The sequence below is a fragment of the Streptomyces sp. NPDC127197 genome (assembly GCF_042672405.1).
GTDB lineage: Bacteria > Actinomycetota > Actinomycetes > Streptomycetales > Streptomycetaceae > Streptomyces > Streptomyces flavusporus.
On record NZ_JBHXVG010000001.1, the window covers coordinates 489,906 to 502,443 of the forward strand.

A 12,538-nucleotide genomic window follows, 5' to 3' on the forward strand; every position below is an offset into this window, starting at 1 on the left:
CCTGTCTAGACCACGGGCACGCAGCGGCCCTCCTCCGTCCGGTACTGCCACTTCGCGCCGTGCCGGACGAGTTCCTTCACAGCCTTCACGAAGCGCTCCACATGCTCGTCCGGCGTCCCCGCGCCGAAGCTGACGCGGATCGCGTTGAGGGACTTCTCGCCGGGCGCGGCCTCGGGGGCACCGCACTCGCCCTGGGCCTGCGGGTCGCTGCCCAGCAGGGTGCGGACGAGGGGGTGGGCGCAGAAGAGGCCGTCGCGGACGCCGATGCCGTACTCGGCGGACAGGGCGGCGGCGAAGTGGGAGCTGTTCCAGCCGTCGACCACGAAGGAGATCACCCCGACCCGCGGGGCGTCGTCGCCGAACAGGGACAGCACCCTGACCTCCGGGACCTCGGCGAGCCCCGCACGCACGGTGTCGATCAGGTGCCGCTCGCGGGCGACGAGGGTGTCGAAGCCCGCCTCGGTGAGCGCCTTGCAGGCGGACGCGACGGCGTAGGCGCCGATGACGTTGGGCGACCCGGCCTCGTGCCGCGCGGCGCTCTCGTGCCACTCCACGTCCACTCCCCCGTCCGCCCGCCGGGTCACCTTGCGGCTGGCACCGCCGCCCGCGAGGTACGGCTCGGCCGCGCGCAGCCAGTCGGCACGGCCGGCCAGCACGCCGGAGCCGAAGGGGGCGTACAGCTTGTGCCCGGAGAAGGCGACCCAGTCGACGTCGAGGTCCTGCACCGACACCGGGTGGTGCGGGGCGAGTTGGGCGGCGTCCAGGACGATCCGGGCGCCGTGCGCGTGCGCGGCCGCGGCGAGTTCCCGTACGGGCCACAGCTCGCCGGTGACGTTGGAGGCCCCGGTGACGCACACGAGGGCGGGGTCGTGGGGGTCGCGGTCGGCCAGGGCGCGCTCCAGGGTCTGAACGGCCTGCTGCGGGGTGCGCGGGGCGTCGAGGTAGCTGACGCGGGCGTCCTGCCAGGGCAGCAGCGAGGCGTGGTGCTCGGTCTCGAAGACGAAGACCTGGCAGTCGGCGGGGAGCGCGGCGGCGAGCAGGTTGAGCGAGTCGGTGGTGGACCGGGTGAACACCACTTGGTCGTCCGCCCGGCAGTCGAGGAACTCGGCGACGGTCCTGCGGGCGTTCTCGAAGAGGTCGGTGGACAGCTGCGAGAGGTATCCGGCGCCGCGGTGGACACTGCCGTAGTACGGCGCGTACGCCGCCACGTCGTCCCAGACCCGCTGCAGCGCGGGCGCGCTGGCGGCGTAGTCGAGCGCGGCGTAGGTGACTTCGCCACCCGTGACGAGCGGGACGGTGACATCCCGGCCCAGAACAGGCAGGGGGGAGCAAACGGACTGGGCGGCGGCAGCGGTGGAGACGGACATGGGTGTACTCCCGTAATCGCAGGCGAAGATGACCGCGCGAGCGGCACGGCTCAAGCGCGGGGAAGGATGAAAAGGGTGTGCGGAGGCGGGGCTCTGCGGCCCTATCGCATTCGCTTGCTCACGGAAGGCTCCCTCGACGACCAGGACCCCTGGTCCCACACTCGTTCAAAAGTGTGCGAGGGGTCCGCGCTTGTCGTAGACCTCGCTGCCTACGACCTGGTCTTCACCCGGGGCACCCCGCCACGGACGGAGGGTTGCCGGACAGCCGGCCGGGGCCTTTCAGCTGTCGCTCATGACCTGATCGGAAAACTACGTGACCTGATCGCCGAAGCGCAACTCCTGTCCGGATCCCGAAACGTTCAGGCGCTGCCGAACGCCGCGGTTCGGCAGCGCCCTGAAGGGGCGCGGGGCTGTGCCGATATACGGCTCCGCCGCGTGGGCGCGACCAGCCACGATGGCGCCGCAGACGATCGACGGCGCATCGCGGCTGTTCCATCGGAGCGCTTACGCGTTGCTCGCGGCCACCCATCGCTCGAGCGTCCGCTTCGCCGCACCGGAGTCGATCGATTCCGCCGCCTTCTCCATCCCGGCCCGGATCTGCTCGGTCAGCGGCGCAGCCGTCGGCGCCAGCGCCACCAGCGCCGCCGCCGAGTTCAGCAGCACCGCATCCCGTACCGGGCCCTGCTCCCCGTCGAGCAGCCGCCGGGCGACCTCGGCGTTGTACGAGGCGTCGGCGCCGCGCAGCGCCTCCAGCGGCACCAGCTCGATCCCGACGTCCCGCGGGTCGAGGCTCTCCTCGGTCACCTTGCCGTCCCGGACGACCCAGACCCGGGAGGTGGACGCGGTCGTCAGCTCGTCGAGGCCGTCGTCGCCGCGGAACACCAGGGAGGAGTTGCCGCGCTCGGCGAAGACGCCGGCCACGATGGGCGCCATCCTGAGGTCGGCGACGCCCACCGCCTGTGCCTTCACCTTGGCCGGGTTGGTCAGCGGACCGAGAAAGTTGAACGTCGTCCGGATGCCCAACTGCCCGCGGGCCGCTGCCACATGACGCAGCGCCGGGTGGAACTTCACCGCGAAGCAGAAGGTGATCCCGGCCTCCTCGGCGACCTCCGCGACCCGCTGCGGCGTCAGCTCCAGATTGACGCCGAGCTTCTCCAGCACATCGGACGCCCCGGACGCCGAGGACGCGGCCCGGTTGCCGTGCTTGACGACCTTCGCACCGGTGCCGGCGATGACGATCGCGGACATCGTGGAGATGTTGACGGTCTTCGCGCCGTCGCCGCCGGTGCCGACGATGTCGACGGTGTCGCCCGGCACCTCGATCACGTTCGCGTGGTCGTACATCGCCCGGACGAACCCGGCGATCTCCTCGACGGTCTCGCCCTTGGCGCGCAGTGCCACCGCGAACCCGGCGATCTGGGCGTCCGTCGCCTCGCCACGCATGATCAGGTCCATCGCCCAGGCGGTGTCGTCCGCGCTGAGGTCGCGGCCCTGAAGCAGGCCGTTCAGCAGGGCGGGCCAGGAACGGCCCGCCGCGGTGTCGCCTCCAGCGGGGGTCACAGCGCTCATAAGCCGCTCCTGGGTCAGTCCCGTACACCGGGACACGAGTCTCGAACAGGTCCACCCTATCCAGCCGCGGGCACGGCGAAGGGCCCCGTCCGAACAACGGACGGGGCCCTTCGCCGTGGCGTGGCGAACGCAGTGATCAGTGGTGGCCGTGGCCGCTCGTGATCTCCCTGTACTCCTCGACGGTGGGCTTGGGGATCTGGGCGTCCTCGCCGTAGTACGCCTTGCTGAGCTTGGCGCGCAGCTTCTCGGAGCCCTTCACCTTGCGCTCGACACCGTGCTCGTCGACCGTCGGGCCGATCTCGGCCGGCTGGTACTGCTCGTGCGCCGTGATCGTGTGCAGCTGCTCCTGGCTGAGCGGCTCGTGCACCTCGATGAACTCACCGTGCGGCAGGCGCTTGATCGTGCCGGTCTCCCGGCCGTGCAGCACCTTGTCCCGGTCCCGGCGCTGCAGGCCGAGGCAGATCCGCTTGGTGACGATGAACGCGATGACCGGTCCGGCGAAGAAGCCGATCCGGACGAACCAGGTGACCGCGTTGATCGACAGGTGGAAGTGGGTGGCGATCAGGTCGTTGCCACCGCCGACCAGCGTGATCATGTACAGCGTGATCCAGGCGACGCCGAACGCGGTACGCGTCGGGGCGTTGCGCGGGCGGTCCAGGATGTGGTGCTCGCGCTTGTCGCCGGTGATCCAGGCCTCGATGAACGGGTAGAGGGCGAGCACCACCAGGACCAGACCGAAGAGCACCAGCGGGATGAACACGCCCAGGACGAGCGTGTGGCCCCAGAGATTGATCTCCCAGCCCGGGAAGTAGCGGACCAGGCCCTCGGCGAAGCCCATGTACCAGTCGGGCTGGGCGCCGGTGGACACCTGGTCCGGACGGTAGGGGCCCATCGCCCAGATCGGGTTGATCTGCGCGATCGCCGCGATGGCCGCGATGACACCGAAGACCAGGAAGAAGAAGCCTCCGGCCTTGGCCATGTAGACCGGCAGCAGCGGCATGCCGACGACGTTCTTGTTGGTCTTTCCGGGGCCCGCGAACTGCGTGTGCTTGTGGTAGAAGACCAGGATCAGGTGGCCGACCACCAGGCCGAGCATGATGCCCGGCAGCAGCAGGATGTGGATCGAGTAGAAGCGGGCCACGAAGTCGGTGCCCGGGAACTCGCCGCCGAACAGGAAGAACGAGATGTACGTGCCGACGATCGGCATGGACAGGATCGCGCCCTGCGTGAAGCGGACACCGGTGCCGGAGAGCAGGTCGTCCGGGAGCGAGTAGCCGGTGAAACCGGTGAACATGCCGAGGACGAACAGCAGGAAGCCGAACAGCCAGTTGATCTCACGCGGCTTGCGGAACGCGCCGGTGAAGAACACCCGGAACATGTGCACGAACATCGCGGCCAGGAAGATCAGCGCGGCCCAGTGGTGGATCTGCCGGATGAGCAGACCGCCCCGGACGTCGAAGCTGATGTCCAGCGTCGAGGCGAACGCCTCGGACATGAGCTGGCCCTGCAGCGGGACGTAGCTGCCGTGGTACTCCACCTCGTTCATCGACGGGTGGAAGAACAGCGTCAGGTACACACCCGTGAGGATGATGATGATGAAGCTGTAGAGCGCGACCTCGCCCAGCATGAAGGACCAGTGGTCCGGGAAGATCTTGCGCATGTTGGCCTTGGCCAGGGAGTAGATCCCCAGCCGGCCGTCGGCCCAGTCGGCGACGCGCTCGCCGGCCGGTGCCTTCCCGCGAGAGCGGGACTCGGAAGTGGTCGTAGTGCTCATCCGCGCTCCCAGAATGCAGGACCGACGGGCTCTTCGAAGTCGCCGAGCGCCTCGAGGTAGCCCTCGTCGTTCACGCCGATACGCAGCTGCGGCAGGGCGTGGCCGGCGGGGCCGAAGATGACCCGGGCACCGTCGGAGAGGTCGAAGGTGGACTGGTGGCAAGGGCACAGCACGTGGTGCGTCTGCTGTTCGTACAGCGAGATCGGGCAGCCGACGTGGGTGCAGATCTTCGAGTACGCCACGATGCCCTCGTGCGACCACTCGAGCTCGCGCTTGTCCTTGATGTCGCCCGGCTGGAGCCGCACGATCATCAGGGCCGCCTTGGCGATCTCGTTCTGGAAGTCGTGGTCGTGCTCCTCCAGGCCCTCGGGCTTGGCGAACGTGAGCGAGCCGACGGCGACGTCCGAGGGACGCAGCGGCTCGTTCGTGTTCATGTTGACGAGGAGCTTGCCCCTCTTCCACAGCGTGTGGCGCAGCTTGGTCTCGGGCAGCGGGCCGAGGTCGCGCAGCAGGACGACGCCGGAGAGCGGCACCAGGGTGAGCGCGCCGAACATCGTGTTGCGGATCAGCTTGCGGCGGCCGAGCGCCGACTCCTTGGCGCCCTGCTTGAAGTCCGCGTGGACCTTCGCACGGACCTCGGGGGACGCCTCGATCGGGTGCCGCTCGTCGGCGATCTCCACGTCGGACATCAGGGTGCGGGCCCAGTGGACCGCGCCCGCGCCGATGCAGAACAGCGCGATGCCGAGCGTCAGACCCAGCGCGAAGTTCAGGGCGCTGAGGTGACCGATCGGGAAGACGAAGATCGACTTGTCGACCGGGATCGTCACATACGCGGCGATGAAGCCGATGGTGGCCAGCATCGACACCGTGAACAGCAGGGCGACCGTACGCTCGGACCGCTTGGCGGCCCGCTCGTCGATGTCCTGGATCCGGTGCTCGTGGGGCGGCAGGCCCGGGTCGGCGAACGGGTCCTTCTCGTCCGCGACCGCTACGGCGCGGTCCTGCTCAGCGGGCAGGTTCTCTTCTGGAATGTCTTGGCTACTCATGACTTCTTGGCCTTTGCGGTCCGAGCGGCGACCCAGACGGCGACCGCGACGAGCGAGCCCAGACCGAAGACCCACGAGAACAGGCCCTCACTGACCGGCCCGAGGCCGCCCAGCTCCAGACCACCGGGGTTCTCCGTGTGCTCGCTGTTGACCGCCTCCAGGTACGCGATGATGTCCTTCTTGTTCTGCTCGGACAGCGTCGTGTCGGGGAAGGAGGGCATGTTCTGCGGGCCGGTCTGCATGGCCTCGTAGATGTGCTTCGGGTCGACGCCCTCGAGCGTCGGCGCGTACTTGCCCTTGGTGAGCGCACCGCCCTTGCCGGTGAAGTTGTGGCACTGCGCGCAGTTGGTGCGGAAGAGCTCGCCGCCCTTGCCGATGTCCGCGCCCTCCGTGCCGTACTGCTCCTTGGTCGGGATGTTCGGGCCGGCGCCGAGCGAGGAGATGTACGCCGCGAGCTGGTCGATCTCGGCCTGCGTGTAGATGACCTTCTTCCGCGGAACCTGGGCGCCCTGCGAGGTCGCGGCCGGCATGCGTCCGGTGCCGACCTGGAAGTCGACCGCCGCCGCGCCCACGCCGACCAGGCTCGGACCGTCGGAGGTGCCCTGACCGCCGGTGCCGTGGCAGCTGGCACAGCCGACGGCGTAGAGCTTCTTGCCCTCGTCGATGGCGAGGGACTGGGCGGTTTCATCGGCCTGCGCGTTGCCCGCGGGGGCGAGCGCGGTGTACAGCCCCCCAGTGGCCGCCAGCGCGAGGAGTAGGACGACGACCGCCGCCAGCGGATGGCGTCGTCGTGCGGAGAGCTTTTTCACGGATTACCCCGGTGTCAGGATCTTCTGCGTCGATGCTTCTGGAATGGGTGCTCGGGAGTCGGTCCCGGCTACTTGATCATGTAGATCGTGGCGAAGAGGCCGATCCAGACGACATCGACGAAGTGCCAGTAGTAGGACACGACGATGGCGGCGGTCGCCTGCTCGTGAGTGAACCTCCGAGCCGCGTAGGTACGGCCGAGGACCAGCAGGAAGGCGATGAGACCGCCCGTCACGTGCAGGCCGTGGAAGCCGGTGGTCAGGTAGAACACCGAGCCGTACGGGTCGGAGGACAGCGAGAGGCCCTCGTGCTTGACCAGCTCGGTGTACTCGTAGACCTGACCGCCGATGAAGATCGCACCCATGACGAAGGTGACGATGAACCACATCCTGAGCTTCTTGACGTCACCGCGCTCGGCGGCGAACACGCCGAGCTGGCAGGTGAGGGAGGAGAGCACCAGGATCGTGGTGTTCGTCGCCGAGAACGGGAAGTTCAAGGCCGCGGCCTTCTCACTCCAGAACTCGGGTCCGGTCACCGATCGCAGGGTGAAGTACATCGCGAAGAGGGCCGCGAAGAACATCAGCTCGGAACTCAGCCAGATGATGGTTCCGACGCTGGTGAGGTTCGGCCGGTTGACCGACGGGTGCGCGTGCCCGGTATCTACTGTCGTTGCTGTCGCCACGACCGACATTATGTCGGTCGCTTATCCCGCCCTCACTCCGGGGGGTGCCGTTCGGAGTGTTCGCAGCGTGTGGACTGCCCGTATGGCCCATCGAAGGCGTGTCCGAACCGGTGTTGACGAGGTGTTCAAGGGAGTAGCATCCGCGGCATCGGGCCGTTCCGTCCGGCCTTTCCGTACGACACTGACGTCTCGGAGGAAGCATGCAGCCAACCGCCACGGTGCTGGTCTACAGCGACGACTCCAACACGCGCGCGCAGGTGCGGTTGGCCTCCGGCCGGAGGCCGGCTCCTGACGTCCCCGTCGTGGAGTTCGTCGAGTGTGCGACTCCGGATGCCGTCATCAGGGAGCTGGACAAGGGCGGGATCGACGTCTGTGTGCTGGACGGTGAGGCCGTACCCATGGGGGGCATGGGGGTGTGCCGGCAGATCAAGGACGAGGTGTTCAACTGCCCGCCGGTGCTGCTGCTCATCGGGCGACCTCAGGATGCGTGGCTGGCTACGTGGAGTCGGGCTGATGCGGCGGTGACGTTGCCGGTGGAGCCGGTGGAGTTTGCGGGGGCGTTGGCTTCTCTGTTGCGGCAAAAGAGGTTGCAGAGCGCCTGAGGGGGCGGGGCAGCAGGTTTCGGGCGGCTGCGGGTTCGTTGTGGTTGGTCGCGCCCACGCGGCGGAGCCGCATATTGAACACAGCCCCGCGCCCCTTCGGGACGCTCACACTGCCGTTGGTCGCAGTCTTGGCGTTTCCTTGGGGCCCGGGCCCTCTGGGTTGCCGACTACCAACGCGCTGCCCTGGCGCCACTTCTTCCAGTCGACGTTCCAGTCGCCGTAGCCGTTGCCGAAGGGTTCCATCATCTTGCCGTTGGAGTTGACGACCTGGACCACGTCGCCCTCGCGGACGTTCTCGTAGAACCAGCCCGCGTTGGTGGTGTTCATGCCGATGCAGCCATGGCTGACGTTGGCGGAGCCCTGGTCGCCGACGGACCACGGGGCGGCGTGCACGTACTCGCCGCTCCAGGTGACCCGGGTCGCGTAGTAGACGGGCAGGTCGTACGACTCCGAGGTGCCCTCGGCGATGCCGACCGTGGTGCCGCGCATGCGTACGAAGTACTCCTTGCCCAGGACGATCTTGACGCCGTTGCGGGTCTCGAAGCCCGACTTGCCCATGGTGATCGGGATGGAGTTGATCTCCTTGCCGTTCTTGTAGATCGTCATCCGGTGGGTGTCGGCGTCCCCGACGGCGATGACCTGGTCACCTGTGGTGATCTTCAGGGGCTTCGCCGGGCCGCCCCAGAGGTGATCGTTGATCTTGATGCCGTCCAGGTTGCTGCGGATCCGGATGGTGGCGTGGGCGGGCCAGTAGTTCTTGGGGCGGTAGTGGAGCTTCTTGTCGTCGACCCAGTGCCAGGAGCCCTCCACCGTGGGGGTGGACTCCACCTTGAGGGCGCGTTCGACGATGGCGCGCTGAGCCCTGTCCCTGATGGGCTGGTTCAGGTCGGCGGTGATGGGCTGGCCGACGCCGTACGTGCCCGCCACGGGGCCGAAGGTGACGTTCAGGCGCTTCTTGGCGCGGGGCTTGCCGGTGTCGAAGGTGAGGACCCGGCGGCCGGGTGCCCCGTCCTCGTCCTCGGTGCTCACGCGGACCGTGTAGTGGGCGTCCGCGGCCAGCGGGGAGGTGCTGTGCCAGCGGCCGCCGTCCGCGGAGAGTTCGCCGGAGACGCGGCGTCCTGCGGCGTCCATGGCCGTGACGTCCGTGATACGGCCCTCTGAGGCGTCGGCGGTGACCTCCAGGGGCTTGTCCGGCTCGACCTTCTTCCCGGTGTCGGCGGGGCCGTTGAAGGCGATCAGCTCCGCCGCGTCGTAGGGCTCGGCGGACAGCGGGTGGCCATCGTTGCCGCAGGCGGTGACGCCCGCACCGAGAGCGATGACCACCAGCGTGCAACCGCCGACTCTGCGGGTGCCCCGAAGGTGTGCTGTGTGGCTCATGACCTCACGCTATGGAGCTTCGTCAACGTCGGCGCGGTGAGTCGTCCGGACGAGGGAGTGAGGGGCTGAGAAAGGGTTGGGGAAAGGGGGAAGCCCGGACGCTCCTGACGGAGTGTCCGGGCTTCCCGACGCTCAGCGCGTCCTACTGGGTGCGGTTCTCACCGCGGTAGTACTCGAAGACCCAGCCCCACAGGCCGATCAGCAGCAGCGGCGCCGAGAAGTACATCAGCCACCAGCCGACCGCGATACCGAGGAAGGCGAGGGCGCCACCGATGGCCAGCGAGAGCGGCTGCCAGCTGTGCGGGCTGAAGAAGCCCAGCTCGCCGGCGTCGTCCGCGACATCGGCCTCCTTGTCGTCCTGTGCACCCGCGTCGACCCGCCGGGCCGTGAAGCCCAGGTAGAAGCCGATCATGATGGACAGGCCGAAGGCCAGGAAGAGGGCTGTGGTGCCGGCCGGCTCCTTCGACCACACGCCATAGACGATCGCCATGGCGAGGATGAAGACGCTCAGCCACATGAACATCTTGCCCTGGATTCTCACTTGCCGGCCTCCTTGCCACCCGCGAGGGCGCTGGCACCGTGACCGCCGTGCCCGAGTTCCTCGAGGGCGGCGATTTCGGGGTGGTGCAGGTCGAACGCCGGGGATTCGCTGCGGATCCGCGGCAGGGTGAGGAAGTTGTGCCGCGGCGGCGGGGAGGAGGTGGCCCACTCCAGGGAGCGGCCGTAGCCCCACGGGTCGTCGACGCCGACCGGCTTGCCGTACTTGGCCGTCTTCCACACGTTGTAGAAGAACGGCAGGACCGACAGGCCGAGCACGAACGAGCTGATCGTCGAGATCGTGTTCAGGGCGGTGAAGCCGTCGGCGGCCAGGTAGTCCGCGTAACGGCGCGGCATGCCCTCGGCGCCCAGCCAGTGCTGGACCAGGAAGGTGCCGTGGAAGCCGATGAACAGCGTCCAGAAGGTGATCTTGCCGAGGCGCTCGTCGAGCAGCTTGCCGGTGAACTTCGGCCACCAGAAGTGGAATCCGGCGAACATCGCGAAGACGACCGTACCGAAGACGACGTAGTGGAAGTGGGCCACCACGAAGTACGAGTCGGAGATGTGGAAGTCCATCGGCGGCGAAGCCAGGATGACACCGGTCAGACCACCGAAGGTGAAGGTGATCAGGAAGCCGGTCGCCCAGAGCATCGGTGTCTCGAAGGACAGCGAGCCCTTCCACATCGTGCCGATCCAGTTGAAGAACTTCACACCGGTCGGGACGGCGATGAGGAACGTCATGAAGGAGAAGAACGGCAGCAGCACACCACCGGTGACATACATGTGGTGGGCCCACACGGTCACGGACAGACCCGCGATTGCGATGGTCGCCGCGATCAGACCCGAGTAGCCGAACATCGGCTTGCGGGAGAAGACCGGGATGATCTCACTGATGATGCCGAAGAACGGCAGCGCGATGATGTACACCTCTGGGTGGCCGAAGAACCAGAAGAGGTGCTGCCAGAGCAGGGCTCCGCCGTTGGACGCGTCGAAGATGTGCGAGCCGAACTTGCGGTCCGCCTCCAGCGCGAACAGGGCCGCCGCGAGGACCGGGAAGGCCAGCAGGACCAGGACACCGGTCAGCAGCACGTTCCAGGTGAAGATCGGCATGCGGAACATGGTCATGCCCGGGGCGCGCATGCAGATGATCGTGGTGATGAAGTTGACCGAGCCGAGGATGGTGCCGAAGCCGGAGAAGGCCAGACCCATGATCCACATGTCCGCGCCGACACCCGGCGAGCGGACCGCGTCCGACAGCGGCGCGTAGGCGAACCAGCCGAAGTCGGCCGCACCCTGGGGGGTGAGGAAGCCGCCCACCGCGATCAGCGAGCCGAACAGGTACAGCCAGTAGGCGAACATGTTCAGCCGCGGGAACGCCACGTCCGGGGCGCCGATCTGCAGCGGCATGATCCAGTTCGCGAAACCGGCGAACAGCGGCGTCGCGAACATCAGCAGCATGATCGTGCCGTGCATCGTGAACGCCTGGTTGAACTGCTCGTTCGACATGATCTGCGTGCCCGGGCGGGCGAGCTCGGCGCGCATGAAGAGCGCCATCACGCCACCGATGCAGAAGAACGCGAACGACGTGACGAGATACAGCGTGCCGATCGTCTTGTGGTCGGTGGTCGTCAGCCACTTCACCACGACGTTGCCGGGCTGCTTGCGCCGGACGGGCAGCTCGTTCTCGTAGGAGCCGGCCGCGGCGGCACCCGCGGGTTCGTTGAGGATGCTCACAGCTGGTTCGTCTCCCGGTTCTTCTCGTGGCTCGTCTGCGCGATGCCGGCGGGAACGTAACCGGTCTGCCCCTTCTTGGCGAGGTCCTTGAGGTGCTGCTCGTAGCGCTCCGGCGAGACGACCTTCACGTTGAACAGCATCCGGGAGTGGTCGACGCCGCACAGTTCGGCGCACTTGCCCAGGAAGGTGCCCTGCCTGTTGGGGGTCACCTGGAAGGCGTTGGTGTGGCCCGGGATGACGTCCTGCTTCATCAGGAACGGCACCACCCAGAAGGAGTGGATGACGTCACGCGAGGTGAGGACGAAGCGGACCGTCTTGCCCTCGGGCAGCCACAGCGTGGGGCCGGGGTTGCCGGTCTGCGGGTTCCGCTCACCCGGCGTACCGCAGGTGTAGACACCGCCCGCGTCCGCGGGGAAGTCCTTCTTGTACCGGTCCGGAACGGCGTCGAGTTCCTTGGCGGTCTTGGCGTCGCCCGTGGAACCCTCGACGTTCTCGATGTAGTTGAAGCACCAGCTCCACTGGAAGCCGACCACGTTGACCGTGACGTCGGGCTTCTTCGACATGTCGAGGAGCTTCGACTCGTCGCGGGCCGTGAAGTAGAAGAGGACCGAGACGATGATGATCGGGACCACCGTGTACAGCGCCTCGATGGGCACGTTGTACCGGGTCTGCGGAGGAACCTCGACCTTGGTGCGGCTGCGCCGGTGGAAGATGGCACTCCACAGGATCAAGCCCCACACCAGCACGCCGACGGCGAGCGCGGCAGCCCAGGATCCCTGCCACAGGGAGAGGATCCGCGGAGCCTCTTCCGTGGTGGGGGTGGGCATACCAAGGCGGGGGAAGTCCTCGTATGTGCAACCGGTAGCGGTCGCCAGGACCAGGCCCGCGGTCAGTGCCTGCAGCAGCTTCCGCCGCATCGGGCGCCGCGGCGAGCGGTCGGAGCCGTTGGGACTCACGTAGCGCCTTCCCGAGAGTCTCGCCCGCGCGTCGGCTGCGGCCTTCTCGCTGGTCGGTCGCCGCCCTGCGTCGGGCAGGGGTTTGGA

At 67.8% G+C, this 12,538-nt stretch carries 11 protein-coding genes and 1 riboswitch; of the genes, 1 reads left to right on the plus strand and 10 read right to left on the minus strand.

Translation table 11 applies throughout. From position 1 onward, the window contains the following. Nucleotides 1-5: 5 nt before the first annotated feature. The 6 genes from ACFVJQ_RS02340 to ACFVJQ_RS02365 all read right to left on the minus strand — a co-directional run bounded on the left by ACFVJQ_RS02340 (nucleotide 6) and on the right by ACFVJQ_RS02365 (nucleotide 7,254). Complete coding sequence (locus tag ACFVJQ_RS02340) at nucleotides 6-1,367, minus strand: aminotransferase class V-fold PLP-dependent enzyme (RefSeq protein ID WP_385780303.1); 1,362 nt, start codon at nucleotides 1,365-1,367, stop codon at nucleotides 6-8. Between the two features lie 181 nt (nucleotides 1,368-1,548). Further along, a riboswitch (SAM riboswitch) is annotated at nucleotides 1,549-1,665 on the minus strand. Nucleotides 1,666-1,871: 206 nt separating this feature from the next. Next, nucleotides 1,872-2,936 carry an anthranilate phosphoribosyltransferase gene (gene trpD, locus ACFVJQ_RS02345; RefSeq protein ID WP_385509419.1) on the minus strand — a complete coding sequence of 355 codons (1,065 nt, stop codon included), beginning with the start codon at nucleotides 2,934-2,936 and terminating at the stop codon, nucleotides 1,872-1,874. Nucleotides 2,937-3,072: 136 nt separating this feature from the next. After that, nucleotides 3,073-4,710 carry a cytochrome bc complex cytochrome b subunit gene (locus ACFVJQ_RS02350; protein WP_385780306.1) on the minus strand — a complete coding sequence of 546 codons (1,638 nt, stop codon included), beginning with the start codon at nucleotides 4,708-4,710 and terminating at the stop codon, nucleotides 3,073-3,075. Further along, nucleotides 4,707-5,756 (minus strand): Rieske 2Fe-2S domain-containing protein, encoded by a 1,050-nt coding sequence (locus tag ACFVJQ_RS02355; RefSeq protein WP_385509421.1) that lies wholly within the window; start codon nucleotides 5,754-5,756, stop codon nucleotides 4,707-4,709. Before ACFVJQ_RS02355 ends, ACFVJQ_RS02350 begins: the two co-directional genes overlap by 4 nt. After that, entirely contained in the window at nucleotides 5,753-6,565 is an 813-nt protein-coding gene (locus ACFVJQ_RS02360; RefSeq protein WP_385509422.1) for a c-type cytochrome, read from the minus strand. Before ACFVJQ_RS02360 ends, ACFVJQ_RS02355 begins: the two co-directional genes overlap by 4 nt. Before the next feature lie 68 nt (nucleotides 6,566-6,633). Further along, nucleotides 6,634-7,254 (minus strand): heme-copper oxidase subunit III, encoded by a 621-nt coding sequence (locus tag ACFVJQ_RS02365; RefSeq protein WP_171115452.1) that lies wholly within the window; start codon nucleotides 7,252-7,254, stop codon nucleotides 6,634-6,636. Nucleotides 7,255-7,445: 191 nt separating this feature from the next. On the opposite strand from ACFVJQ_RS02365, the gene ACFVJQ_RS02370 reads away from it, so the two are divergent. Beyond that, nucleotides 7,446-7,847 (plus strand): hypothetical protein, encoded by a 402-nt coding sequence (locus ACFVJQ_RS02370; RefSeq protein ID WP_385509423.1) that lies wholly within the window; start codon nucleotides 7,446-7,448, stop codon nucleotides 7,845-7,847. A gap of 105 nt (nucleotides 7,848-7,952) precedes the next feature. Here ACFVJQ_RS02370 and ACFVJQ_RS02375 read toward each other — a convergent pair whose 3' ends face one another. The 4 genes from ACFVJQ_RS02375 to coxB form a co-directional block, all read right to left on the minus strand. Further along, nucleotides 7,953-9,224 (minus strand): Ig-like domain-containing protein, encoded by a 1,272-nt coding sequence (locus ACFVJQ_RS02375; RefSeq protein ID WP_385509424.1) that lies wholly within the window; start codon nucleotides 9,222-9,224, stop codon nucleotides 7,953-7,955. Between the two features lie 142 nt (nucleotides 9,225-9,366). Next, nucleotides 9,367-9,765, minus strand: a complete 399-nt coding sequence (locus ACFVJQ_RS02380) for a cytochrome c oxidase subunit 4 (RefSeq protein ID WP_385509425.1) — start codon at nucleotides 9,763-9,765, stop codon at nucleotides 9,367-9,369. Beyond that, the gene (gene ctaD / locus ACFVJQ_RS02385) at nucleotides 9,762-11,495 is read right to left on the minus strand and encodes a cytochrome c oxidase subunit I (RefSeq protein ID WP_385509426.1); all 1,734 of its coding nucleotides are present in this window, start codon (nucleotides 11,493-11,495) and stop codon (nucleotides 9,762-9,764) included. The genes ACFVJQ_RS02380 and ctaD overlap by 4 nt, the downstream gene beginning before the upstream one ends. Further along, nucleotides 11,492-12,451: a cytochrome c oxidase subunit II gene (coxB, locus tag ACFVJQ_RS02390; RefSeq protein ID WP_385509427.1), complete on the minus strand. Its 960-nt coding sequence runs from the start codon at nucleotides 12,449-12,451 to the stop codon at nucleotides 11,492-11,494. Before coxB ends, ctaD begins: the two co-directional genes overlap by 4 nt. Nucleotides 12,452-12,538 lie beyond the last annotated feature (87 nt).